General features: G+C 52.9%; 25 protein-coding genes and 1 other RNA gene. 13 read left to right on the forward strand and 13 right to left on the reverse strand.

Features of this window, described 5'->3' with window-relative positions; all coding sequences use genetic code 11:
• The first annotated feature begins 323 nt into the window (after nucleotides 1-323).
• The gene (gene nadB, locus ACXAGQ_RS04870; protein ID WP_475252226.1) at nucleotides 324-1,940 is read left to right on the forward strand and encodes an L-aspartate oxidase; all 1,617 of its coding nucleotides are present in this window, start codon (nucleotides 324-326) and stop codon (nucleotides 1,938-1,940) included.
• A gap of 96 nt (nucleotides 1,941-2,036) precedes the next feature.
• Here nadB and ACXAGQ_RS04875 read toward each other — a convergent pair whose 3' ends face one another.
• The 3 genes from ACXAGQ_RS04875 to ACXAGQ_RS04885 all read right to left on the reverse strand — a co-directional run bounded on the left by ACXAGQ_RS04875 (nucleotide 2,037) and on the right by ACXAGQ_RS04885 (nucleotide 4,699).
• The gene (locus ACXAGQ_RS04875; RefSeq protein ID WP_475252228.1) at nucleotides 2,037-3,866 is read right to left on the reverse strand and encodes a methyl-accepting chemotaxis protein; all 1,830 of its coding nucleotides are present in this window, start codon (nucleotides 3,864-3,866) and stop codon (nucleotides 2,037-2,039) included.
• A 178-nt stretch (nucleotides 3,867-4,044) separates the two neighbouring features.
• Nucleotides 4,045-4,470, reverse strand: a complete 426-nt coding sequence (locus ACXAGQ_RS04880; RefSeq protein WP_475252230.1) for a protein YgfX — start codon at nucleotides 4,468-4,470, stop codon at nucleotides 4,045-4,047.
• On the reverse strand, nucleotides 4,439-4,699 hold the full coding sequence (locus ACXAGQ_RS04885) for an FAD assembly factor SdhE (protein WP_317524312.1): 261 nt from the start codon (nucleotides 4,697-4,699) through the stop codon (nucleotides 4,439-4,441). The genes ACXAGQ_RS04880 and ACXAGQ_RS04885 overlap by 32 nt, the downstream gene beginning before the upstream one ends.
• Nucleotides 4,700-5,013: 314 nt before the next feature.
• Here ACXAGQ_RS04885 and ygfZ point away from each other — a divergent pair, with 314 nt between their 5' ends.
• From ygfZ to ACXAGQ_RS04900, 3 genes are read left to right on the forward strand one after another with little or no spacing between them, the layout of a single operon-like run.
• Entirely contained in the window at nucleotides 5,014-5,994 is a 981-nt protein-coding gene (ygfZ, locus tag ACXAGQ_RS04890; protein ID WP_475252232.1) for a tRNA-modifying protein YgfZ, read from the forward strand.
• Nucleotides 5,995-5,997: 3 nt separating this feature from the next.
• Complete coding sequence (locus ACXAGQ_RS04895; protein WP_475252234.1) at nucleotides 5,998-6,459, forward strand: aminoacyl-tRNA deacylase; 462 nt, start codon at nucleotides 5,998-6,000, stop codon at nucleotides 6,457-6,459.
• Between the two features lie 11 nt (nucleotides 6,460-6,470).
• Nucleotides 6,471-7,409, forward strand: coding sequence for a LysR substrate-binding domain-containing protein (locus tag ACXAGQ_RS04900; protein ID WP_475252236.1), 939 nt, complete (start codon nucleotides 6,471-6,473; stop codon nucleotides 7,407-7,409).
• Between the two features lie 43 nt (nucleotides 7,410-7,452).
• Here ACXAGQ_RS04900 and nqrM read toward each other — a convergent pair whose 3' ends face one another.
• The 3 genes from nqrM to ACXAGQ_RS04915 are packed head-to-tail and all read right to left on the reverse strand — an operon-like array spanning nucleotide 7,453 to nucleotide 8,422.
• Entirely contained in the window at nucleotides 7,453-7,650 is a 198-nt protein-coding gene (gene nqrM / locus ACXAGQ_RS04905; protein WP_475252238.1) for a (Na+)-NQR maturation NqrM, read from the reverse strand.
• Complete coding sequence (locus tag ACXAGQ_RS04910; protein ID WP_475252240.1) at nucleotides 7,647-8,117, reverse strand: NifB/NifX family molybdenum-iron cluster-binding protein; 471 nt, start codon at nucleotides 8,115-8,117, stop codon at nucleotides 7,647-7,649. The genes nqrM and ACXAGQ_RS04910 overlap by 4 nt, the downstream gene beginning before the upstream one ends.
• On the reverse strand, nucleotides 8,108-8,422 hold the full coding sequence (locus ACXAGQ_RS04915) for a DUF134 domain-containing protein (RefSeq protein ID WP_475252242.1): 315 nt from the start codon (nucleotides 8,420-8,422) through the stop codon (nucleotides 8,108-8,110). Before ACXAGQ_RS04915 ends, ACXAGQ_RS04910 begins: the two co-directional genes overlap by 10 nt.
• A 463-nt stretch (nucleotides 8,423-8,885) precedes the next feature.
• Here ACXAGQ_RS04915 and ACXAGQ_RS04920 point away from each other — a divergent pair, with 463 nt between their 5' ends.
• Nucleotides 8,886-9,086: a DUF1107 domain-containing protein gene (locus ACXAGQ_RS04920; protein ID WP_107300926.1), complete on the forward strand. Its 201-nt coding sequence runs from the start codon at nucleotides 8,886-8,888 to the stop codon at nucleotides 9,084-9,086.
• 68 nt (nucleotides 9,087-9,154) lie between these two features.
• Here ACXAGQ_RS04920 and gcvH read toward each other — a convergent pair whose 3' ends face one another.
• The 4 genes from gcvH to ACXAGQ_RS04940 form a co-directional block, all read right to left on the reverse strand.
• Complete coding sequence (gene gcvH, locus ACXAGQ_RS04925) at nucleotides 9,155-9,541, reverse strand: glycine cleavage system protein GcvH (protein WP_475254669.1); 387 nt, start codon at nucleotides 9,539-9,541, stop codon at nucleotides 9,155-9,157.
• Between the two features lie 361 nt (nucleotides 9,542-9,902).
• Complete coding sequence (locus ACXAGQ_RS04930; protein ID WP_475252244.1) at nucleotides 9,903-11,111, reverse strand: FAD-dependent 2-octaprenylphenol hydroxylase; 1,209 nt, start codon at nucleotides 11,109-11,111, stop codon at nucleotides 9,903-9,905.
• 2 nt (nucleotides 11,112-11,113) lie between these two features.
• Entirely contained in the window at nucleotides 11,114-12,301 is a 1,188-nt protein-coding gene (gene ubiH, locus ACXAGQ_RS04935; protein WP_475252246.1) for a 2-octaprenyl-6-methoxyphenyl hydroxylase, read from the reverse strand.
• A 28-nt stretch (nucleotides 12,302-12,329) separates the two neighbouring features.
• Nucleotides 12,330-12,956 carry a UPF0149 family protein gene (locus ACXAGQ_RS04940; RefSeq protein ID WP_475252248.1) on the reverse strand — a complete coding sequence of 209 codons (627 nt, stop codon included), beginning with the start codon at nucleotides 12,954-12,956 and terminating at the stop codon, nucleotides 12,330-12,332.
• A gap of 265 nt (nucleotides 12,957-13,221) precedes the next feature.
• Here ACXAGQ_RS04940 and zapA point away from each other — a divergent pair, with 265 nt between their 5' ends.
• From zapA to ACXAGQ_RS04970, 6 genes are all read left to right on the forward strand, one after another.
• Entirely contained in the window at nucleotides 13,222-13,524 is a 303-nt protein-coding gene (zapA, locus tag ACXAGQ_RS04945) for a cell division protein ZapA (protein WP_317524301.1), read from the forward strand.
• Between the two features lie 7 nt (nucleotides 13,525-13,531).
• Nucleotides 13,532-13,714, forward strand: a non-coding RNA gene (gene ssrS, locus ACXAGQ_RS04950) — 6S RNA.
• Between the two features lie 84 nt (nucleotides 13,715-13,798).
• The gene (locus tag ACXAGQ_RS04955; protein WP_475252250.1) at nucleotides 13,799-14,401 is read left to right on the forward strand and encodes a 5-formyltetrahydrofolate cyclo-ligase; all 603 of its coding nucleotides are present in this window, start codon (nucleotides 13,799-13,801) and stop codon (nucleotides 14,399-14,401) included.
• Nucleotides 14,402-14,633: 232 nt separating this feature from the next.
• Nucleotides 14,634-15,293 carry a ribose-5-phosphate isomerase RpiA gene (gene rpiA, locus ACXAGQ_RS04960; RefSeq protein ID WP_475252252.1) on the forward strand — a complete coding sequence of 220 codons (660 nt, stop codon included), beginning with the start codon at nucleotides 14,634-14,636 and terminating at the stop codon, nucleotides 15,291-15,293.
• Between the two features lie 276 nt (nucleotides 15,294-15,569).
• Nucleotides 15,570-16,799, forward strand: coding sequence for a phosphoglycerate dehydrogenase (gene serA, locus ACXAGQ_RS04965; protein WP_475252254.1), 1,230 nt, complete (start codon nucleotides 15,570-15,572; stop codon nucleotides 16,797-16,799).
• Between the two features lie 147 nt (nucleotides 16,800-16,946).
• Nucleotides 16,947-17,981 carry an IS110 family RNA-guided transposase gene (locus tag ACXAGQ_RS04970; RefSeq protein ID WP_475251581.1) on the forward strand — a complete coding sequence of 345 codons (1,035 nt, stop codon included), beginning with the start codon at nucleotides 16,947-16,949 and terminating at the stop codon, nucleotides 17,979-17,981.
• A gap of 243 nt (nucleotides 17,982-18,224) precedes the next feature.
• On the opposite strand, the gene ACXAGQ_RS04975 is transcribed toward ACXAGQ_RS04970, so the two are convergent.
• Nucleotides 18,225-18,923, reverse strand: coding sequence for an oxidative stress defense protein (locus tag ACXAGQ_RS04975; protein ID WP_475252256.1), 699 nt, complete (start codon nucleotides 18,921-18,923; stop codon nucleotides 18,225-18,227).
• Between the two features lie 104 nt (nucleotides 18,924-19,027).
• On the reverse strand, nucleotides 19,028-19,924 hold the full coding sequence (locus ACXAGQ_RS04980; RefSeq protein ID WP_475252258.1) for a LysR family transcriptional regulator ArgP: 897 nt from the start codon (nucleotides 19,922-19,924) through the stop codon (nucleotides 19,028-19,030).
• A 177-nt stretch (nucleotides 19,925-20,101) separates the two neighbouring features.
• Between ACXAGQ_RS04980 and ACXAGQ_RS04985 the strand changes: the two genes are divergently transcribed.
• Nucleotides 20,102-20,734 carry a LysE/ArgO family amino acid transporter gene (locus ACXAGQ_RS04985; protein ID WP_475252260.1) on the forward strand — a complete coding sequence of 211 codons (633 nt, stop codon included), beginning with the start codon at nucleotides 20,102-20,104 and terminating at the stop codon, nucleotides 20,732-20,734.
• Nucleotides 20,724-21,230 (forward strand): YbaK/EbsC family protein, encoded by a 507-nt coding sequence (locus ACXAGQ_RS04990; protein ID WP_317524293.1) that lies wholly within the window; start codon nucleotides 20,724-20,726, stop codon nucleotides 21,228-21,230. The genes ACXAGQ_RS04985 and ACXAGQ_RS04990 overlap by 11 nt, the downstream gene beginning before the upstream one ends.
• A 60-nt stretch (nucleotides 21,231-21,290) precedes the next feature.
• Here the strand turns inward: ACXAGQ_RS04990 and mscS are convergent, their stop codons facing one another.
• Nucleotides 21,291-22,214 (reverse strand): small-conductance mechanosensitive channel MscS, encoded by a 924-nt coding sequence (gene mscS, locus ACXAGQ_RS04995; protein WP_475252262.1) that lies wholly within the window; start codon nucleotides 22,212-22,214, stop codon nucleotides 21,291-21,293.
• Nucleotides 22,215-22,450 lie beyond the last annotated feature (236 nt).

The raw sequence follows: 22,450 nt of genomic DNA on the forward strand, positions 1-22,450 counted from the left end.
TTGCTGGTACACCTTGCGCCGAACCCGCCTAGCGATGGCGAGCATGCTCAATCAAAACAATAAGATAAAAATTTATGAGCGTGAGCACTATTTAAGACCCAAGTGAACTGGCAAAGTTCCCGGGGAAAATATAATTTCTCAATAATAGTGCGCGATTTTTCCATTCTATTAAAGCAGTATGTCTGCTGCGTGCGCGCTTCGGTCACGCTGATTTGTGCATTATATCGCTTAAGACGGTGGAATTGTGAACCATCCGTCAAAAATGAACAAAATGAATGGAATTTGGTAAGATAGCGGGATTACCACAGGGATATGAAATCATTATGAACGAAAACCGTGAACATCAATGCGATGTGCTTGTAGTTGGTAGTGGTGCAGCAGGACTGTCATTGGCCCTTCGGCTGGCACCGATGGGCAAAGTGATAGTCCTGAGCAAAGGACCGCGCAGTGAAGGGGCAACCTTTTATGCCCAGGGCGGGATTGCCGCCGTGTTCGATGAGTCCGACAGTGTCGACTCCCACGTCGAGGACACCCAGATTGCCGGTGCCCACTTGTGTGACGAAGACGTGGTGCGCTTCATTGCCGAGAATGCCAAGCACTGCGTCCAGTGGCTCATCGACGGCGGGGTGCCGTTTGACCGCGAAGAAAGCGACAGCGACGATGCCCCGCGCTATCACCTGACCCGCGAAGGCGGGCATAGCCACCGCCGTATCCTCCATGCTGCCGATGCCACTGGCATGGCGGTACAAAACTCCTTGCAGGACAATGTTCACAACCACCCGAATATCGAGGTGCTCGAGCGCCACAACGCGCTGGACCTGATCACTGCCCACAAACTGGAGAACACCGAGCAGCCTAACCGCATTGTCGGGGCCTATGTCTGGAACCGTAACCTCGAAGCCGTAGAGACCGTGCGTGCCAAATTCGTGGTACTGGCAACCGGTGGGGCCTCGAAGGTCTACCAGTATACCTCCAACCCGGATGTTTCCTCTGGTGATGGTATTGCCATGGCCTGGCGCGCTGGCTGCCGGGTGGCCAACCTGGAGTTCAACCAGTTCCACCCAACCTGCCTGTTCCACCCCGATGCCCGCAACTACCTGCTGACCGAAGCCCTGCGTGGTGAAGGCGCCTACCTGCGCCGCCCGGATGGCTCACGGTTCATGGATGATTTCGACGAGCGCGGCGAACTGGCCCCGCGCGATGTCGTCGCCCGCGCCATCGACTTCGAGATGAAGCGCCTGGGTGCCGACTGCATGTACCTTGATATCAGCCACAAGCCGGCCGATTTTGTTACCAAGCACTTCCCAACTATTTATGAAAAGCTGCTGACTTTCGGTATCGACATTACCAAAGAGCCTATCCCTATCGTCCCTGCTGCCCACTACACCTGCGGCGGGGTGGTTGTCGACAAGCAAGGCCAGACCGATCTCGATGGCCTCTATGCGATTGGCGAGGTCAGCTACACCGGCCTGCACGGTGCCAACCGGATGGCCTCCAATTCCCTGCTGGAGTGTGTGGTCTACGCGTGGGCCGCGGCAGAGAGCATTGCCGGGAAAATTGACAGCGTTGAACTCCCCCCTTCCCTGCCTTGCTGGGATGAAAGCCAGGTCAGCTGCTCCGATGAAGAAGTGGTGATCCAGCACAACTGGCACGAGCTGCGCCTGTTTATGTGGGACTACATGGGTATTGTCCGCACCACCAAGCGCCTTGAGCGCGCCATGCGCCGGATTCAGCTGCTCAAAGACGAAACCGACGAGTACTACAGCAACTTCAAGGTCTCGAACAACCTGCTGGAGCTGCGTAACCTGCTGCAGGTGGCTGAGCTGATGGTCCGCTGCGCACTCGAGCGCAAGGAAAGCCTTGGTCTGCACTATACCCTCGACTACCCGGAAACATCCGGCGAGGCAAAACCGACAGTACTGATCCCCGGCTCGCTATAACCCCCTTTCGAGCTGATGGAAAAAGAGCGCCTGCCGGCGCTCTTTTGTTAGCTATCAACACCCCATCAATACCTATATCAATACCAAAGCCAAGGGCTAGACCCGGAAACCCGCAATCGCCTTTTCCAGTCCGCCGGCTTGTTGGGCTACGGCCTGGGCGGCCATGACGTTATCGTGGGCAACCTCCGAGTTAACCGATGTCAGCTCGCTGATCGACGAGACGTTCTGGCCGACCTCTTCCGACACCTGGCTCTGCTGCTCGACAGCAGCCGCTATCTGGTGGCTGGTATCCATAATCTGCTGCATATCAGCCATGATCTGCTTGATTTTCTGCTCTGCACTCTCGGCCTGGCAGACACTCTGCCCGCCTAGGGTACGGCAAAGGCTAATTTGCTCTACAACTTGCACCGTTTGACCCTGCAGCGAGCCGATTATCGTGGTGATTTCCTCCGTCGATTGGCGGGTGCGCAAAGCCAAGGTTCGTACCTCGTCGGCCACCACCGCAAAACCGCGCCCCTGCTCACCGGCACGGGCCGCCTCGATCGCCGCATTGAGGGCCAGCAAGTTGGTCTGCTCGGCAATGTCCTTGATCACATCAAGCACCGAGCCAATATTGCCCGACAGGCTGGATAAATTGGCGATCTGCTCGCTGGCACCTTCCAAGTCCGCAGAAAGCTCGCCAATCTTGCTTTGGGTTTCGGCGACTTCCCGCAGGCCATCGCTGGCACCCTGGTAGCCCCTGTCAGCATTGCCTGCCGCCGTTTCGGTATTGCTGGCAATTTCACGGATTGTTGCCCCCATTTCGGTGACCGCCGCCGCAACCGACTCGGTTTCGCTCTGCTGCTGCCGCAGTGCCTGCTCAGACTCATTGCTCCGTTGCTGGAGCTGAACCGACGCACTGCCCAGCTCGGACACGGCCAGCTGGACATTCCCTACCAGCTGGCGAAGGCTGCCCAGCAAGAAATTGAAGTTGGCCGCCATCTCGGTCATTTCGTCGTTGCCGTTCTGATCAGCCTGGCGGGTAAGGTCCTGGCTGGTTGCAATCTCTGCCATCAACTGGCTCATCCCCGCCAGGCGGAGGTTGATTGACCGGCTTATCCACCATGACAAACTCAGCAAGGCAACCACCAACAGCACCGCTACAATGAGCAGTGTGGATGTCAGCTGTTTCTGGGACTCGGCCACAGTTTGGCCTAGCTGCTGTTTCACCTGGCCAAACATCTCTTCGACTTGGTGGGCCTGGTTACGGATGTCACCTCGCAGCCCTTGGTTATGGCTCAACCCGATTTGGATAAGCTGCAGGCGAACCTGCTCGACAGCCTGCCGGTAACGCAAGTAATCAGCCCCTAGCAGCGCGGATAACTGGTCGCCATAAGCCTGGCTAAGGTTAAGGTAATCAGACGCGCTGTCCTGGGTCCCCTCAAGCACCATCACCTTGCTTGCCATCACTAGGGAAAACAGCGAGCTGACATCTTCCAATTGTTCGTCAGCCACCTCCACGACGTTATCGGCCGCAGCAAAGTATTCACGCAGCATACCGTCACCTGGCGTCAGGCCAAGCTGCTGGTAGCCAGCCATCAGTGCCAAGATGCCTTGGCGGTAATTGGCCATCACGCCATCAAGCTGCCCCAGCTGCGGGATCTCAAGCGACAGCCCCCGGGTTTGCTCAGACAGCTGTGCATCCAGTGCTTCAAAGCGGGCGAAGTTTTCCTCAAAGCTTGCCTGGTATTTCATATCCATGCGCATCAAGAAATCTTTTTCATTCCGCCGCAGGTTAAGCAAGGCTACCTCCATGTCACTGACGGTTGTCATGGTTTGGTTGAGGCCCACAATCCGCTGGCCCGCGACTTGGCCGATGGCCAATACCACTCCCAGCGCCAAGACAGAAATCAATGTCAGTCCCAGCAACTTGTATTTTATTTTCATATCCCTTCCCACTGTCGTTCAACACTGGCTGTTCAGCAATAGCTATGTTAATCGGCACGACGAGAGAACTCTGAAACAAAAGATGACACTTTCATGACTCAACGGAACACTTCACACAAAAAAACCGCATTTCCACCAAAAACCGCCCACTTTTGACTCACCCACAACTGTAGCCTGGCTAGGCCAAGGATCGATGGTGGTGGGAGAATAGAGCTAGGCTACGGTAGGCCATGGCTGAGCAGGCATCAGGGCAGATCGGTAGCCAAATACGCCCCGCCTCCCCTTCAAGCCGCCATAGGAGGATATGGCTTGAGCGAATACGGGCGGTTTGCAACCGCCACTGCTGATCCCGCCAGCGAACCTCCCCAGAGCCGGAGAGTTGCAGCCGCCCAGAGAGACAGCAAATGTCGATAAAACGCCTTTCCCATTCAGCCAGCAGCCACCAGGCAGCAGCAAAAAAAACAGGCAAGGGCAAAGCTTGGCGAAAAACGCAGAAAAGCAAAAGAAGAAGCGCACTGGCATACAGCAATGCCAGTGCGGCCATTAATCGGTAGGAAGGGGCAAGGGTTAGATCAGCGAAGCTTGCTGTTGTTGTGGGCGACAATCTTATCGACCATTGCGGCATGTGCCGGGTTTTCGCTGCGACCGTGCTGCATCATCCAAGTAAACAGATCAGGATCGTCACACTTAAGCAGAGAGACAAAATCCAGCTGCTCTTGCTCGGAAAGTGAATCGAAGCACTCTTCGAAAAACGGCATGATGATCACATCCAACTCCAGCATGCCACGGCGGCAGGCCCATTTTACTCGTGCTTTATCGTCTGCACTCAACATTTGACAACCTCATTACAGATCCCGGAGCAGCCACTTAAAGGCATAAATCGAAAAAAAGGCCCCGGACGTTAACAATGTTCATCATACTAGCAGCCTGTTTTGCCAGCGACCATGAGGTAGCACAAACATTGCCCCAAGTTGAGAGCTAGGATCGATTTTGGATTGCGCGCCACTGCCAACCGGTAGCGCCAGCAATATCTGACTGGCTTCCTTGGGTATTATGCTGACAAACACCAGCAACCGCTTTAACATAGACCCTATACCCAAGCTATTAAGCGCACACCATCTTTCAACGTCTCTCAACTGGAAGTCCTATGAGCAACTGGTCTGAAAACCTCAATTTTGATCGTATCCCCCTCTCTTCGGGCGATGCCTTGCCTTCTCTCGCTCTGATTGATCTCTCTAACTGGGCACTGATCACCCTGATCGGCGACGACAAAAAGTCTTACTTGCACGGCCAGGTAACCTGCGATGTGGTGGGCCTTGCTGCTGACCAAAGCACCCTTGCCGGACACTGCGATGCCAAAGGCAAGCTTCGCACGGTATTTCGCCTGTTCCACCACAATAACGGCTACGGTTTCTTGCAACGCCGCAGCATCATGGATAGCCAGCTTCCCGAGCTGAAGAAATACGCCATTTTCTCCAAAGTCGATATCGAAGCTGGCGATGATGTCCTGCTGGGCCTTGCCGGTAGCGAAGCCGACGCACAGATTACCCAACTTTTCAGTGGCGAAGGCGATGTCCGTGCCGTCGATGGCGGAACAGCGGTCAAGATCGACAGCCAGCGTTGGTTGCTAGCGCTGAATGCCGATGCTGCGGGTGACATTGCCAACAAGCTGGCAGACTCTGTTGAGCTTAGCGATGACAGCCTCTGGGATCTGTACGATATCCGTGCCGCGATCCCGCGCGTTGACGCTGCAACCGAACTCGAGTTTATCCCGCAGGCAATGAACCTCCAGGCACTGGGCGGTATCAGCTTTACCAAAGGCTGCTACACCGGCCAGGAGACCGTGGCCCGGGCAAAATACCGCGGTATCAACAAGCGCGCCATGTACATTGTCAGCGGCCCAGCCGAGCACTGCCCGCAGGCGGGTGATAGCCTGGAGCGTAGCGTTGGCGAAAACTGGCGCAAGGGCGGTACGATTGTTGCCGGCTACCAGTTTACCGACGGTCAGGCAACGGCACTGGTTGTACTGCCAAACGATCTGGACGAAGGCACGACTTTCCGCCTGGCCGAGACCGAGAACGTATGGCTCCAGCAAGCCCTGCCGTACTCTTTGGATGACAGCCAGTAAGCTATGAATACCCCGGTTACCCATTACCTAGACAAAGAAGGCGTCGAATACCGCCTTCTTCCACATCGCCAACCGGCGAAAACCATCGAGGAAGCGGCCCGCGAGCGCGGGGTCGACCCTCAGCAGATGGTCAAGTCCATCTTGCTGCGTGATATGGGCGGGTTCCATGTATTGGCCTGCGTACCCGGCCCGGCCCAGGTTGACCCGAAGAAAGTCCGCGCCATGTTCGGCTGTCGCCGGATGACCTGTGCCGATGCCAGCGACGTCGAGAAAGTCACCGGGCTGGTCATAGGCACAGTTGCCCCAATCGGCCTCAAACGCCCGCTGCCGGTGATTTTCGATCACCAGATCACCGCCCATACTTTGGTGAATATCAGCAGCGGCGACCGGATGGCGGGGGTCGAGCTGGCCACGGATGATCTGCTGGTACTGTGTGACCCGCTATTTGCCGACATCTGCCGCTAGGCTGGAGTGAGATGAAAAATATCAACTGGCGAGGCGTTGACCTCAACCTACTGGTCGCTTTCTCGGCCTTGATGGAAACCCGCAGTGTCACCAAGGCGGCGGCCAAGCTGTCGATCGGCCAGTCGGCGATGAGCCATAACCTATCGAGGCTGCGGGCATTGCTCGACGATCCGCTGTTCGAGCGCCGTGGCCATCAGATGATCGCCACCGAGAAAGCCATTGAGCTGATCCCGGTTGTCGAGCATATCCTCCAGCTGATCACCAGCGAAATCCTGCAGCCGGACAAGTTCTCAGCAGATGAATACCAAGGCACCTTCCGGATAGGCCTGACCGACTATGCCGAGCTGCTGTTTGCCCCGGCGCTGTTCGATGCCATCCGCCAGGCAGCGCCACACAGCCAACTCAGCTTCTGCAATGTCGACCGCAATAACTACCAGCAGGCCACCGAAGATCAGAAAATCGACCTTATCATCGGCTCGATGACCAATTTGCCCCATGAGTTCGACAGCCAATATCTGTATACCGAAGATCATGTCTGCCTGTTCGATGCCAAGGCAACCGGCCTTGCCTCACCCATTGACCTAGCACGCTATATCCACACTCCGCAGGCTTTGGTTTCCCCCGATGGCAAGCTGATGACAAATATCGACAACCAATTGCAACAGCAGGGGTTTCAGCGCCAAGTCGCGGTAGGCTCCAGCAGCTTCCTGACCATCCGCCACTTGCTGAGCGGAAGGAACCTGCTGTGCGTGGTCTCGACCCTGATGGCCAGGCTCGACGTGTTCAATGATGATTTGAGCCAATGCCGGCCGCCGGTCGATATCCCCGACTTTGATATCAGCATGCTGTGGCTGCGGCGCAACACCAACCACCCTCGCCTAGAGTGGCTGCGACAGTGTATTGGCCAGGCGGTTACCCAGCGGGTCGAAGAGCTCCGCAAAGCTAGCTAACAGCAGTAAAAAAGCGCAGCCCCTGCGCTTTTTTCATTTTCGGCTACTTTTTATCTTCCGGCTCACTGATTTGATAGAGTTTGTGTTCGTCACATGGCTCCTTGCAGCCGCACTCCTTGTCGACACCCACATTGGCCAATCCACCACAGCTCCCCTGTATCGATTTCTTGCGAAATACCCAGCCGATGGCCATTGCCCCTATCACTAGAAGAAAAATCAGTACCGTCAACAAATAGGTCATAGCTTGAAACCTCCAATCCTAGCCAGCCCCTGCAAGCTGGCATTCCCGCTGGCTGTCATACCAATTTTAGCGATTTTTTCGCTTTTCTTGCTGCCGCAACCACAACCGCCTTTCTCCCGCTTGCAAGGCCGCCCCTGCTCGGCAGACAGCAACGGCTCACGGGAAACGTTGCCTGACAAAACATCATGGACCGATGCCCGGTTTGGTACCCGGAACACCTCAAAACCAGAGCGTAGCAAACGGGCCAGCGAACGCTGGCCGACATTGCCCAGCAGCAATGTCTTCACATTGTGCTCGGCCAATTGGGCCTGAAGCTGCTTTTTGTGTTTGCAACCGACGGCTTTTCGCCCTTGGTTGATGAGCTCGGCAACCTGCTCCCCTTGCTCATCGTAGACAACAAAGCTGGCTGCTTTGCCGAAGTGCCCGGCGACTTCATGATTGGGTGTGACAGCAATAGCTACTGACATGATGGCTCCTTTTCTTTACCTGGCTGGATCTGAGTCTCCAGCTCCAACGCCATCCCGTTTACTAGGGCGCAGGCCACCTTGTGCCTGGCCGATGAAACGATATTGCCCAGCGTCTGGCGCGAGACGCCCAGCTCCTTTGCAGCGTCTAGCTGGCTGAGCCCATTGAGATCGACCAGCCTCAGTGCCTCAAGCTCATCCGCCGCTAGGGGCAGAGCATCAAGTTCTGACATTGGTACCCCATTGGGTTTGAAACAGCTGTGCGCGGGGCGGCATCGGATCCGGCGCTGGATTTTCGGTCTGGGCATAGTTTGCTAATAACTGGATGGCTAAAAAAACATTATTATTGGCATATGCTAATAATAATCCATGATCCAACGCAGATTTTGATGAGATCCGTCCAGTTCTCGCAATCAGCATTTTCATCTATGTAGCACAATATTGTGCCTAATTTTCATCGTTTTGCAGGCCAGTTATACGCCGTAAAAACAGGCTAAATTTCACTCACTTGGGAGTGTGATAATTCTAAGTCTCTAAAAGTATTTAAATAAATGAAAAGCATGCACTTAACTGTGAATAATATTCGCTCTCAATCACTTTATTCACATCGCAAACCAAAAGAATAAAAAACCAAATCATCCTTAATGGATAAAAGAATTATTAATTTTTAAGTAATTTAACATCGCTATTATGCTGAAGACATCACAAAAGCATAATGCGCATTGTTTTATACTTCAGGACGTCAAAAACAAAAGGAAAGGTTGGCTAACTATGCGGATGTTCAAACGCTACGTGCCCAAGATGATCGCAAAGCACGTAAGTCGTTTATTCAGTGGAAGGATCTACATTGACGGTCGGGGTGGATATGAGTTCAACAACGGCCAGTTGCTAGTACCAGTGAAGGCACAGCAGCGTCACTACCAAACGGTAAGTGAAATAAACCAGGAAATTCGCCGCCTCAAGGACTGCTAATCTCGCAGGCAAAAGAAAAGCCCATCACGGGCTTTTCTTTTATCCGGTATCCAGCAAATCGCTATCGATTAACCGTCATCTTCATCGACCAGATCCGAATAACTGTCAGCATCGAGCAAATCTGCAAACTCCCCTTCATCTTCGACCTTGAGCTGAAACAGCCAGCCATCACCGTAAGGATCACTATTGACCAGCTCCGGTGAGCCCTCCAAGTCTTCATTGATAGCAACCACAAAGCCCGATAGCGGTGCGTAAATATCCGAAGCCGCCTTAACCGACTCAGCGACAGCGCAGTCCTCCCCCGCTTCTGTTGCAGCGTCGATTTCCGGCAAGTCAACAAACACCATATCACCCAGTAGCGACTGGGCATGGTCGGTAATGCCCACCGTAAACACCCCGTCACCTTCATGACGAACCCATTCATGGGTATTGGTATACTTCAACTCAGAGGGAATATCGCTCATAGTAAACTTCCTTATGAAAGCCTGCCTGTTGCCACTCTCGATATGGGCCAGCAGTATCAGTGATCGCACGGGAGAGCAGTAGCGAGTATATCCGTGGCTAACAAGCTGAAAACTAATGCCTGGGCCGATTACTGCCAGCTCTGTTTTTTCCTGATATTTAATGTAGGAGAAAATCACAAAATTGGATAACAATTTTTTGTCATTTCCGTAGAACAAGGTAATAAAATTAACTTAAGTAGTTGTTATTAAACACTTAACAACCCTTTGCCATAGTGATAAATGACACAAAAAAACCGCCTAAAAAGACGGTTTTCAATCTTAGCCCAGCAACCAGGTTAGTCGTGCATTGGCATCAGTAACGGGCCAACTCAGGCAGTTCGCCGCTTAGCCCCAGCGCACGGCGCATGAACTCATCTTTCAGGCCTGGCGCCTTGTCGGCAAACAGCATGCCCAGGTCACGTACCAACTTCTTGGCCGGATGGCTACCATCGAATAAGTCCCTAAACCCTTGCATCGCCGCAATCATTTTTGCTGCTTCCGCTTTGCGCCAGCGCTCGTATTGGCGCAGGTGACCCTGGCGGCCAATATCTTTCTCGGCCAGCCATAGCTGCTTGAGCTCCTGGGCCAAGCTCGCGGCATCCAGCAGGCCAAGGTTGACCCCCTGCCCCGCCAATGGGTGAATGGTATGGGCCGCATCGCCGACCAGTGCCACACGCTCACGGACAAAATCACGGGCATAACGCATTTTCAGCGGGAAAGCCTGGCGCTCCCCTTCAACCCGGCACAGGCCAAGGCGGTTGTCGAATGCCGCAGTCAATCGCTTGTTGAACTCCTGTTCAGGCAACTCACACATCCGACTGGCTTCTTCTGGCGGCAATGACCAAACAATAGAGCACAGATCCGGCTCAGCCAAAGGCAAAAAGGCCAATGGACCTTCCGGGCGGAAGATTTGACGGGCGGTATCTTGGTGCGCCTCACGACAGCGAATATTGGCGACTAAGGCACTATGACCGTAATCCCAGTGGGTCAGGGGGATGTCCAACTGCTGACGAACCCAAGAATTAGCACCATCAGCTCCCACCACCAGCTTGGCGGTCAGGTTTTTGCCCGATTCCAAGCTCAGCCAGGCCTCGCTCTCGCCAAAGGCAATACTCTGGCAACGCTCCGGCGCCAGCAGAGTGACATTAGGCAGCTGTTTAACACAGTCCATTAAAGAGAGCTGGATCACCCGGTTTTCCACGATATGCCCCAAATCCGGTTGGGCCAACCGCGCCGCATCAAAGGCAATATTTGCAAAGCTATCCTGCTCCCAGACCTGCATCTTGCTATACGGAGCCATCCGCCGGGCAGCAATCCCCTCCCAGGCACCGACACGACGCAGGATCCGCTCACTGGCACGGCTCAACGCCGATACCCGGACATCTGGCAGCGATGCCAACTCAGGTTCTGGTAATTTACCTTCAATTACCGCTACCCGCAGTTCGGTATCCGCCAAGGCGGCCGCTAGAGTCAGACCGACCATTCCGCCGCCGATAATAGCGACATCAACACTTTGCATCATGATTATCTATCTACCTGTCCCATCGCCCGCCGAACCAGCGGGGCTTTCAATACATCTACACAGTCCATCGCCATCAGGCCAAGATTACGGCCAGCAACGAAAGGCATGCTGTCATTAGCAAACACACCGACCAATCCCGCGGTCATCCCTACGGTAGCCTCGCGATCGGGCTCCCTGCGCTGGCGATAACAGCTCAAGGCTCGGGTATGTCCGGCATCCTTTGAGACAGCCCATTCCAGGCAAACCTCTTCGGCCAAGCTCATCACATCACGCAAGCCGAGGTTAAAACCTTGGCCGGCGATCGGATGTAGAGTCTGTGCCGCGTTACCAACCACAGCGATCCGGTGCGAAGTCAAAAGTTGGGACTGGCGCAACAGCAACGGATAGGCATGACGCACACCAGTGTGGTTCAAGCGACCCAAACGCCAGCCGAATGCATGCTGTAACTGAGCAAGGAATTCTTCATCACTCCAGCCCATCACTTCAGCTTGAGCGTCCGGCCGGATACACCAAACCAGTGAGCTGCGCCCTTCCGACATTGGCAGCAAAGCCACTGGACCATGCGGGGTAAAGCGCTCGAACGCCCTGCCCTGATGTGCCTCATCAGTGCTAACATTGGCAATTACCGCTACCTGTTCGAAATCGTGCTCACTACGGCCTAGCCCCAGCATCTCACAGACTGATGACAGGGCGCCGTCAGCCGCTACGACCAAACGGCTCTGCAACGGCTTACCATTGTCCAGTACCAAATCAACGCTGTGTTGGTGGCGCTCGATCTCGGCGATCTTCGCAGGACAAAGCAGATCAACCTGATCCAACTCAGCCAATTTCTGGTGAAAGATCCGACCGGCATCGGCCAGCTCAACCACATACCCCAGGGCATCTACCGCCTGTTCACGGGCATCAAGGTGAACCATACCGGCATGACCTCGATCGGAAACATGGATCTGCGAGATAGCTGTCGCTACAGCCGACAGTGTCTGCCAACAGTCAATACTGTCTAGCAGTTGCGCCGAGCCCAGTGACAGGGCAATACTGCGCGCATCATAGCCGGGGTGGAGATCCAGTTTCGGTTCCACCGCTTCTACAACGGCAATCTTGAGCTTGCCGCCACCGAATTTATCCAATGCAATTGCCAAGGTTGCGCCGGCCATTGCACCGCCGGCTATCACGACATCGTACTGCTTCACATCCGTCCCTTAACTGTCAATCCTGTGCTTAGTGGAGGGTAGGTTTGTCTGCGGCTTCGTCTTCAACATCACCGCGCTGGCTCAGGCCAACCAGGCACGTCAGCACGCACTCCGGTACATAAGCCACCACGTTGTCGAACAGCATTGCCTGCTCCTGCATATCTTCGTCTTCGTCGATACCTAGCTGGGCAATCTCTTCCAGCGCTGCGACCGCTTCGGTCACATCGTCAGACAACTGCTTCTTGTCCATACCCATCAGGCCAAGACCCGAAATAAAATTGGTCACCCACTCACTTAGAGCTTCGCCACGCAGCATCAGCTCACTGCTTTCAGCTGGCAGCAGAAGCTCTACGGTGAAATCCATATCAGCCAGCTCTGCCGCCGTTGATGTGAACAGGGTCTGGGTCAAACCGCCCAGCTCAGCCGAGGCGGCATCAAATACCGAGCGGACCACCATTTTTGCGCCATCGGTCAGCGTATCGCCCTGGTTGGCATAATCGCTAACCGGGGCCAGCCACTGCTCTCCGTCAACAGCCATACCACCGCAGATCATCCCGCAGAGAAGGCCATGCAGCTCCGACGGAGTCACGGCCAAACCTTGCTCTTTCAGCATTGGCTCCAGGGTTTCGTAGGCAGGAAGTTTTACGTCGCTCATGGGCTGTTCACCTTATTGTCGTGGGTGTAAATCGTCTTTGTGGTATGCTACCACTTATACAAAAGATCAGTCACTCGCCATTTATATAGTCTGAGGCTGATGTTTGCCTCAATCTGGTTAATATCTGATTAATTAGACAGATTTAGGTCTAAAGCATGACGGGCCCGCTTGCATGTTGATAGGGCTTTTTCTATATTGGCCTCCTAGCGCATATCGCAGCAGAATGCCAAACTGGACGATCTGGCACGGAGCAGATTAAACATTTATGAGTAACCAGGCAGTAGAAATTCAGGTATATGGCCGCACCTTCAAGGTGAATTGCCCAGCAGGCCAGGAAGATGCCCTGCGCGCAGCAGCCGCCGATTTTGACCAACGCTTGAAAGATCTTTCAGAGCGCACCAAAATCACCAACGCCGAACAGCTGCTGATGTTTACCGGTTTGAATATTTGTAACGAGTTGCATAGCGAGCGCAATGAACAACAGCGCAATGCTGAAAAACTATCCAATAGAATCAATGAGATGGAAGATTTATTGGAGAAAGCATTGCAATATCAGCCAAAGCGTTGATAATGAATTGACCCTGGGGTGTGCGTCAGCGGATTAACGTCCCCGAGCCGATAAGCAAAAACCCAGGATCAGCTTTGATTAGCTATTGAGCATGCTCGGCCCGTACCGAGAAGCCTACGGTTAATGTTGCTGATCCACCTTGAACATCTGGTTCAAGGGCCACAATTCGCAACGGCACCTTGGGGCATACCTTTTCAGATGAAGCCAGAAGCACAACCCGTGTTGGCTGCCATCGACCCTCTTTCCCACAGAACCTTTTGTCACTGGACGACCTATGAGATCTGCGGTACCTGCATCAGCCACCCGGCAACACCTTCGCCAGCAAACCCGAGAGCGCAGACGCCAGCTAACACCTGTTCAGCAAGACGCCGCCGCATGGGACTTACTCGAACACTGCAAGCAGGCCACCAGTATTCTCAATGCCCAGCACGTAGCCCTATACCTTGCCAATGACGGCGAACTGGACACGATGCCGGTGATCGAATGGCTGTGGCAACAGGGAAAAGACGTCTATTTACCGGTCCTCCACCCTTTCAGCAAAGGGCACCTGCTTTTCCTCCACTACACACCGGCAACGCGTATGTCCACCAACCGCTATGGGATCCAAGAGCCCGCGTTGGATATCCGGCTGGTCAAGCCAATCCCCGAACTGGATATCATTTGCACCCCCTTGGTGGCTTTTGACAATACCGGCCAGCGGCTTGGCATGGGCGGCGGCTATTACGACCGTACCCTTAGCCTGTGGCACAGTGAGCAGCGTGGTCCACGTCCGGTAGGTTTGGCCCATGATTGCCAGCAGGTCGACAGCCTGCCCTTTGAAGCCTGGGACGTGCCGCTGCCGGAAATCATTACCCCGTCATACCATTTTCGTTGGTAAGCCCCCGTTCATGACACAATCCAGTCAATTTCCAGGTTGATTATCCAGCACCCGACGCAAACGTTTGTTTTTTCTGTGCCACATCCCACCGCTTAACCCTATGTTATTAATAGAATTGTCTTTTTGCTCCAACTTAGGTTGCAGTTATCAAGCCAGATAGGGACTGACGCCAGACCGTGATTTGGCTATAATCAGCGCTCCGCGCAACGTTTGTCATCACTAGGAGATAAGCATGACACAAGATGAAATGAAAAAAGCTGCTGGCTGGGCTGCTCTAGAATACGTTAAGAAAGGCAGCATTGTCGGTGTCGGTACTGGCTCGACGGTTAATCACTTCATCGATGCTTTGGCTACCCGCAAAGAAGAAATCAAAGGTGCAGTATCAAGCTCAGTGGCTTCTACCGAGCGCCTTGAGCAAATCGGCATTCCTGTTTTTGATGCCAACGAAGTCTCTAGCCTGGATGTGTACGTTGATGGCGCTGACGAAATCAACGGCGAATACGACATGATCAAAGGCGGCGGCGCAGCCCTGACCCGCGAGAAAATCGTTGCTGCTATTGCCAAGCAGTTCATCTGTATCGTCGATGACACTAAGCAAGTTGATGTGCTGGGTACATTCCCGCTTCCTGTTGAAGTGATCCCAATGGCTCGCTCTTACATCGGCCGTGAGCTGGTTAAACTAGGTGGCGATCCTGAATACCGCGAAGGCTGCGTAACCGACAACGGCAACGTGATCCTGGATGTCCACAACATGGCAATCACCGATGCAAAAGACATGGAAGACAAGATCAATGCCCTTCCAGGCGTAGTCACAGTTGGCCTATTTGCCCACCGCGGTGCTGACGTATTGCTAGTCGGCTGCCCTGAAGGCGTGAAAAAATTCGAAAAGTAATCGCCTAGCCCCTTTTTTGCCTTAGTTTACTGGCTAAAAGGCGCTTTATGCGTTACCCACTTTCAAAACGGCATAATATATGCCGTTTTTTATTATCAATCCTGTAATATTCTTACCCATTCTGGTCATTTTTTGGTAACTTAACTGGCAGAGCATGTAAGCAAACGAATGTGGTGCTCATGGACAGCCCGTATACAGGAAATCTATTCCTTCCTTTTCCTGCCTCTATCTGGCTCCCATGAGCCCCTCAGCCCCCAGCGTTAAGGATGAGTATCAATGGCTAGAGTTTCACTGGAAAAAGACAAAATAAAGATCCTGCTGTTAGAAGGTGTTCACCCTTCTGCAATTGAGGTGCTACAGCAGGCAGGCTACAGCAATATCGAATACCACAAAGGCTCCCTTTCCGGTGACGAGCTGCTTTCCGCCATTGAGGACGCCCATTTTGTCGGCATCCGCTCCCGAACCCAGCTAACTGAAGAAGTCTTCTCTGCCGCGAAAAAACTAATTGCGGTGGGATGTTTCTGCATCGGGACCAACCAAGTTGATCTGAGTGCAGCGGCCAAGCGCGGTATTCCGGTGTTCAACGCACCGTTCTCCAATACCCGAAGTGTAGCCGAGCTGGTACTGGGGGAAATCCTGTTGCTGTTACGCGGGATCCCGGAGAAAAATGCCAAGGCCCACCGCGGCGAATGGTTCAAGTCTGCCGACCACTCCTTCGAAGCCCGCGGCAAGCGCCTGGGTATTATCGGTTACGGCCATATCGGTACCCAGCTAGGTATCCTGGCAGAAAACCTCGGGATGAAGGTGTACTTCTACGACATCGAAAACAAGCTGTCACTGGGTAATGCCACCCAGGTACCATCAATGACCGAGCTGCTGAACAAATGTGACGTGATCAGCCTGCACGTACCGGAAACTCCAGAAACCCAAGACATGATGGGTGCCGAGGAATTTGCCCGCATGAAACCGGGAGCTATCTTCATCAACGCCGCCCGAGGTACCGTGGTCGAGATTGATTCGCTGTGCAGTGCGCTGGAAAGCAATCATATTGCCGGCGCCGCAATCGATGTGTTCCCGGTTGAGCCGAAAACCAACAACGATCCGTTCGAGAGCCCGCTGGCTAAATTCGACAACGTACTGCTGACCCCGCATATCGGCGGATCGACCCAGGAAGCCCAGGCCAATATCGGTATAGAAGTCGCAGGCAAGATGGCGAAATACTCAGACAACGGCTCAACCTTGTCTGCGGTTGGTTTCCCTGAAGTATCGCTACCAGAGCACAAAGACTGCTCGCGCTTGCTGCACATTCACGAAAACCGCCCAGGGATCCTTAACCAGATCACCACCATCTTTGCCGAGGAAGGGATCAACATCGCCGCCCAGTACCTGCAAACAGGTCCTGAAATCGGCTACGTGGTTATCGATGTCGAAACCGAGCGCTCTGAGCATGCCCTTACCAAGCTAAAAGCGATCGACGGTACAATCCGCGCCCGTATCCTGCACTAAGCAAGAGCGACGACCTAAACGACAAAGGAGAGCTGATGCTCTCCTTTTTGTTAGATCCTAGATACGAGTTCCTAGATGTATGGACTCCCTCTCCCTGAGGAGTTACGGTCTTAATCCGACGAAAGATTAGCCAAAAGGAGTCCATACATGAACGACCTTAATACATTGGCCATCGACTTAGCAAAGAATGTTTTCCAAGTTTGCAAGCGAAGCCCGCAAGGCAAAGTATTCTTCAATCGGGAAATGACCCGGGCAAAGCTCAAGGAGCTGCTTGCTAACGAGAAAGTGGCTTTAGTCGCAATGGAAGCCTGCAGTAGTTCCCATTATTGGGCAAGGTATGCTGCTGAGCTCGGGCATGAAGTAAAAGTCATCAATGCCCGAGCTGTTAAGGCTTTCCAAATCAAGCAGAAAACGGATAGGAATGATGCATTGGCAATAGCTGTTGCTGCTGCTCAAGCCCATATCCCTAGTGTCCGTGTCCAATCGGCCGATGAACAGGCACTGCAATCCTTAGAGCGAGCCCGCCAATTAGCAACGTCCCATCAAATTGCACAAAGTAATCAAATTAGAGGGCTATTAGCCGAGTTTGGTATCGTCGCTCCAAAAGGCCTCAAAAGCTTGAGAGAGAAAATACCCTATATTCTCGAAGATGGGGATAACCGGTTACCTGGTAGTTTTAGGGAAATGTTACACCGATTATGGGAACACCTCCTTGCCCAGATTGAACATACCGAAGCCTTAGAAAAGCAGCTTGAAGCCACGGTAAAGTCGAACAATGTTTGCCAAAAGTTGATGAAGCTTGAAGGCGTTGGGCCGATATGTGCAATAGGTTTAGCCGTCAAACTAGGACGAGGAGAGAGCTTTGCCAATGGCAGGCAGGCTTCAGCCAATATAGGTCTCACCCCAAGGCAGCATAGTTCTGGTGGCCAAGAACGGATAATCAATATCTCAAAGTACAGTGCAGACAAGCGACTTCGTTCAACACTTTTTCAAGGAGCGCTTTCAGTCATTACTCAGGTAATGAAACGTCCAGCGAGAACGCATAAAGAACAATGGCTCCAAGCATTAGTCATGAGAAGGGGACAGAAGATAGCCGCGGTAGCCCTTGCCAATAAGACAGTGCGTACAGCGTATGCGATATTAAAGAATGACTCAGTGTACCAGCCAGTTGAGTTGACTTAGTACACTGCTCATAATCTGCAAAGAGCGATGTAAAACAGGTAAGACCGACCAGTAAAAGCTAGATGGGTTCTGAGGTACCTAAATACCGCTTCCTAGAGTTAGCTTACTGGTGCGACTACATTTTAGGGCGGGGTAGCTCCCCAAAGAAGCCCGTATATAAGTGCGCATCTATACCTTGTTTTGGTTTTTTTCTTTGTTGATTTCCCAAGGGAGTCCATATAAGAACCCAGGTTCTAGGATCTATTACTCCTCAAGCTTAAACACCACCTCGACCCTGTCGCGGATGGTGATTTCAGTATCTTGGTAGCTCACTGCATTTTCCGGCGCAGCGTCCATCGCCATACGCATCATCATCGGGCGTGGCTGGCTGGCCTGATATGAAATTTGCCATACACCATCCAATGACTCGCCAAACCCTTTGGCCAATGATTCAGCTTTGGCGATAGCATCTTTGATCGCAGCCTGACGTGCTTGCTCAAGGTACTCGTCTTCATTGCTTACTTTCAGCTCGATGTTATTGATACGGTTGATACCATCGCCCAACGCGCTATCTAGGTAGGTGTTGAGGTTGTCTAGTTCATTGACCGTCACCGTCACATGGCGGCTGGCACGGTAGCCCTTGAGCTCAGGCTCTTTGTCTTTCGGGTAATGGTACTGAGGCTGGAGGCTGATATTCGCGCTTTGGATCTGGTTACGCTCGATGCCTTCATCAAGCAAACGTGCAACGAAAGCTTCCACCGCTTTATCCACCGCTTGCTTGGCTTCTTTGGCTGTCGGACGGATTTCTTCTACTGCCACGGCAAATACTGCCATATCCGGCTGGGCCGTCACTTCACCGTTACCGGTTGTCTGCAAATGTGGAACACTGACCGAGGCCGCAGCGATACCACTGGTGCCCATTAAACCCAACCCTAACATCACTGCGATAAATTGTTTTTTCATCTGTCTTATTCCTGTTATCCGAGTCTGTTTTTTGATGCTTTGTCCATATGACAACAGGCTAAGACAAATAATTCCCTTGAAAGAGAAATTTTTTGTACATTGTTTTATTGGGGTAGTACCTTCCCTGCATATTGGGTCAGTTGTTCAGATAGATCTGACAATACCCCGCTTTCCAGTGCCCAGTGGTGCCAGTACATTCGGCGGGTCAGAAAAATATCGGGGGTCAGATTGACCAGCGTGCCCGAGTCCAGCTCCTGCTGAATTTGGATCCGCGGTATCAGACAATAGGCAATCCCTTCGACAGCCATCCGGACAAATGCCTCAGATGAGCGTACCGTATGCTTCATCACGCTGCCGAACGGCAAATTGAAATGCTGATGAATAAAACGCTCATGCATATCATCATGATGATCAAACGCCACCCCGGGTGCAGCCAGCAAGGTGTCGCGGTTTACCCCCTCAGCAAAATACTTATCGGCAAAAGATGGGCTGGCAACACAAAGGAAGTCTACCCTACCGAGGTAATCTGCGACACAGCCGGGCATCGGGGTGGACTCCATACTGATCGCCCCGACCACTTCACCACTACGCAGCTTATCCAGGGTACGGGCTTCGTCTTCAATCATTAAGTTGAGCTCTATCCGCCGCGAGCGCAGCAAAGGGCTCAGCGCCGGCAGCAACCAGGTTGCCAGGCTGTCAGCATTAGTGGCGATAGACACGGATAAGGGCTGACTGCTGTCATCCGGCGTCAGCTCAGGTAAAAGCTCTTGCTCGAGTAGCCTTACCCTGCGGTATAGCCCCAGCATTTTTTGCCCTGCCGCCGTAGGCCGCGGCGGTTGTGCCCTTACCAGCATTGGCTGGGCCATCAATTTTTCCAGCTGCTTGATCCGTTGCGATACCGCCGACTGGGTAATGCACAGATACTCTGCCGCCCGCTCAAAGCCCCTTTGCGATATCACCGCATCGAGCGCTTCAATCCACCGGTAATCCAGTCCCCGCATCCTTTTTCACCCCGTTTTATGACCACAAAACCACCTCATTAGAAACTCTAATATTACATAAATTTTATTAGTTGTACTTAACATTAGCGGCAGGAGTATGCTTGCGCCATCACATTCACTACAGCCCCCCAAAGACGGGAGTTGCGGTAAAAAACAAACGATAAGGTAAGCAGTAAAATGAGCATTTGGGCGTTATTACAAGGATTTGGACTCGGGGCATCGATGATTATTCCAATCGGGGCACAGAACGCCTTTGTACTCAACCAGGGGATCAAGCGTAACCACCATCTCACGACCGCAACGGTCTGCAGTATCCTCGATACCCTGTTTATCAGCCTGGGGATCTTCGGCGGCGGTACGTTGCTCTCAAGCAATGAAACCCTGCTGGCCAGCGTAACAATCGGCGGTATCCTGTTCCTGACCTTTTACGGCTGCCTGTCCATGAGCAGTGCCCTGCGCCAGCCATCCGAGCAAGAGAAAAACAAAGAGGTACTGGCCCGTGGTCGTCGAGCCGTAATTCTAGGGGCATTAGCGGTAACCGTATTGAACCCACATATGTACCTCGATACCGTGGTGATCCTCGGCTCTATCGGCGGCCAGTTTGAAGGAAACGACCGTGTCGCTTTTGCCATCGGGACTATCCTAGCCTCGTTTGCCTGGTTCTATACCCTGTCGATGGGTGCCGCGAAATTGGGCCCGACATTATCAAAACCTAAGGTAAAGCGCGGAATTGATCTGGCCGTTGCCGCTATGATGTTCTTCATCGCGATTCACCTGGCGCAAGGATTATGGAGTCAATATGCAGCCTGAGAAAATAGAGCACATCTACCAGTCTAATCTGGCGCTATTCAGCCAAGCCAATGTCAGCTACCAGCAATGGCAGCACGAGCCGATCCTCGATTTCGAAGCTGATGAGCGGATCGGTAAGGAGCTCGGCTGGACAGCCGCCCCGACCAAAAGCCTGTTCATGAAGGTCAAAGGGGGCGGCCATTGCCTGCTGCTGACCCACCGTGACAGCCGGCTCAACAGCAAGTTGGTCAAGCAGGTACTGGGCAAGCGGGTATCAGTCTGTAGCCATGAAGAGATGATTGATGCCATTGGCTGCGCGCCGGGGGCAGTGTGTCCTTTCGGTCTACCTGCCGATATCACCCTGCTGGTTGACCCTATCGTATACAGCTACCAGGACTTGATGTTCACACCAGGCAAGCCCGATATGACCTTTGCATTTGCCGCCTCAGATCTTGATAAGTTGCTGACTGCCTTACCCAACCAGGTTTTGCCCTTACCTGCTGAATCAGAAGTATAAGCCCGTTAGAGCAGGATAAAAAAATGGAGCCTTGCGGCTCCATTTTTATTGATACGAATTTTACTTCTCGAGGACCTTGTTGAGATGAACATCCATCTGCGGATACGGAATTCCGATGTTCTCTTTGTCCAGCTCTTCCTTGATGGCCTGCAGCAAGTCGAAGTATACCGCCCAGTAGTCTACGGTATTCACCCACGGACGCACGGCGAAGTTCACCGATGAATCGGCCAATGCCAGTACACCTACTGTTGGCTCAGGATCTTTCAGAATACGATCGTCAGCTTCGATCACCCGGTTCAAGACCGCCTTGGTGTGCTTCAGATCGGCATCGTAAGACACACCAATGACCAAGTCGATACGGCGGGTTTTATGGCGTGAGTAGTTGGTGATCGGGCCACCAATGACGCCCGCATTCGGTACTACCACCATCTTGTTATCCGGGGTATTCAAGATAGTCGAGAACACCTGAATAGATTCGACCGAGCCAGACACACCGCCAATCTCGACAAAGTCACCGGACTTGAACGGGCGGAAGGCAACAATCAACACACCAGCTGCGAAGTTTGACAGCGAGCCCTGCAATGCCAGACCAACAGCCAAACCGGCGGCACCGATCACAGCAACCACAGAGGCTGTCTGCACACCAACACGACCAAGTGCGGCGATCAGCACAATAACAAACAGAAGGTAGCGAACAAGCGAGTGCAAGAACTCAACGACCGCTTCATCCATGTCTTTGCGACGCAGCACCTTGGCCACACCGTTTGCGATGCTCTTGGTAATGATATTACCAATAAACAGGATGACTAGCGCAGAGAGAATATTCACCCCGTACTGGATCAACAACTCCTGGTTGTCCGCGACCCAGGTCCCTGCATTCAGCACACCTGTTGTTAGTTCATTATCCTTGATGGTATCCACTACCGTATCCGCAACACCAGTGACGGTATCCGTTACGGTATCTGTAACACTACTCTCACTCATACCTTTCTCATCCTGCAAATGTTATTTCCTTTCCCGCAAAAAACCCCGCGGGAGCACAAATAATCATAGGCTTATTTATGTGAATTTATACCAAACTTACTAATATTCTGGCTTATCAGCGAGAATAAAAAGGGACAGATACAAGGCGCTTGATTGCCGGTGTATTCATATCCATCAAAATCAAGCAACACAGTAACGGTTCCTTTTAAACTCGCCCTTCGGGAGCCATTCTGCCG

This window comes from Photobacterium sp. ABD4_091, from assembly GCF_056160145.1.

Coding starts and splice junctions, on each gene's coding strand:
- nadB (WP_475252226.1), top strand. CDS start 324: ATGAACGAAAACCGTGAACATCAATGCGATGTGCTTGTAGTTGGTAGT.
- ACXAGQ_RS04875 (WP_475252228.1), bottom strand. CDS start 3,866: ATGAAAATAAAATACAAGTTGCTGGGACTGACATTGATTTCTGTCTTG.
- ACXAGQ_RS04885 (WP_317524312.1), bottom strand. CDS start 4,699: ATGTTGAGTGCAGACGATAAAGCACGAGTAAAATGGGCCTGCCGCCGT.
- ygfZ (WP_475252232.1), top strand. CDS start 5,014: ATGAGCAACTGGTCTGAAAACCTCAATTTTGATCGTATCCCCCTCTCT.
- ACXAGQ_RS04895 (WP_475252234.1), top strand. CDS start 5,998: ATGAATACCCCGGTTACCCATTACCTAGACAAAGAAGGCGTCGAATAC.
- ACXAGQ_RS04900 (WP_475252236.1), top strand. CDS start 6,471: ATGAAAAATATCAACTGGCGAGGCGTTGACCTCAACCTACTGGTCGCT.
- nqrM (WP_475252238.1), bottom strand. CDS start 7,650: ATGACCTATTTGTTGACGGTACTGATTTTTCTTCTAGTGATAGGGGCA.
- ACXAGQ_RS04910 (WP_475252240.1), bottom strand. CDS start 8,117: ATGTCAGTAGCTATTGCTGTCACACCCAATCATGAAGTCGCCGGGCAC.
- ACXAGQ_RS04915 (WP_475252242.1), bottom strand. CDS start 8,422: ATGCCCAGACCGAAAATCCAGCGCCGGATCCGATGCCGCCCCGCGCAC.
- ACXAGQ_RS04920 (WP_107300926.1), top strand. CDS start 8,886: ATGCGGATGTTCAAACGCTACGTGCCCAAGATGATCGCAAAGCACGTA.
- ACXAGQ_RS04930 (WP_475252244.1), bottom strand. CDS start 11,111: ATGATGCAAAGTGTTGATGTCGCTATTATCGGCGGCGGAATGGTCGGT.
- ACXAGQ_RS04940 (WP_475252248.1), bottom strand. CDS start 12,956: ATGAGCGACGTAAAACTTCCTGCCTACGAAACCCTGGAGCCAATGCTG.
- zapA (WP_317524301.1), top strand. CDS start 13,222: ATGAGTAACCAGGCAGTAGAAATTCAGGTATATGGCCGCACCTTCAAG.
- ACXAGQ_RS04955 (WP_475252250.1), top strand. CDS start 13,799: ATGAGATCTGCGGTACCTGCATCAGCCACCCGGCAACACCTTCGCCAG.
- rpiA (WP_475252252.1), top strand. CDS start 14,634: ATGACACAAGATGAAATGAAAAAAGCTGCTGGCTGGGCTGCTCTAGAA.
- serA (WP_475252254.1), top strand. CDS start 15,570: ATGGCTAGAGTTTCACTGGAAAAAGACAAAATAAAGATCCTGCTGTTA.
- ACXAGQ_RS04970 (WP_475251581.1), top strand. CDS start 16,947: ATGAACGACCTTAATACATTGGCCATCGACTTAGCAAAGAATGTTTTC.
- ACXAGQ_RS04975 (WP_475252256.1), bottom strand. CDS start 18,923: ATGAAAAAACAATTTATCGCAGTGATGTTAGGGTTGGGTTTAATGGGC.
- ACXAGQ_RS04980 (WP_475252258.1), bottom strand. CDS start 19,924: ATGCGGGGACTGGATTACCGGTGGATTGAAGCGCTCGATGCGGTGATA.
- ACXAGQ_RS04985 (WP_475252260.1), top strand. CDS start 20,102: ATGAGCATTTGGGCGTTATTACAAGGATTTGGACTCGGGGCATCGATG.
- ACXAGQ_RS04990 (WP_317524293.1), top strand. CDS start 20,724: ATGCAGCCTGAGAAAATAGAGCACATCTACCAGTCTAATCTGGCGCTA.
- mscS (WP_475252262.1), bottom strand. CDS start 22,214: ATGAGTGAGAGTAGTGTTACAGATACCGTAACGGATACCGTCACTGGT.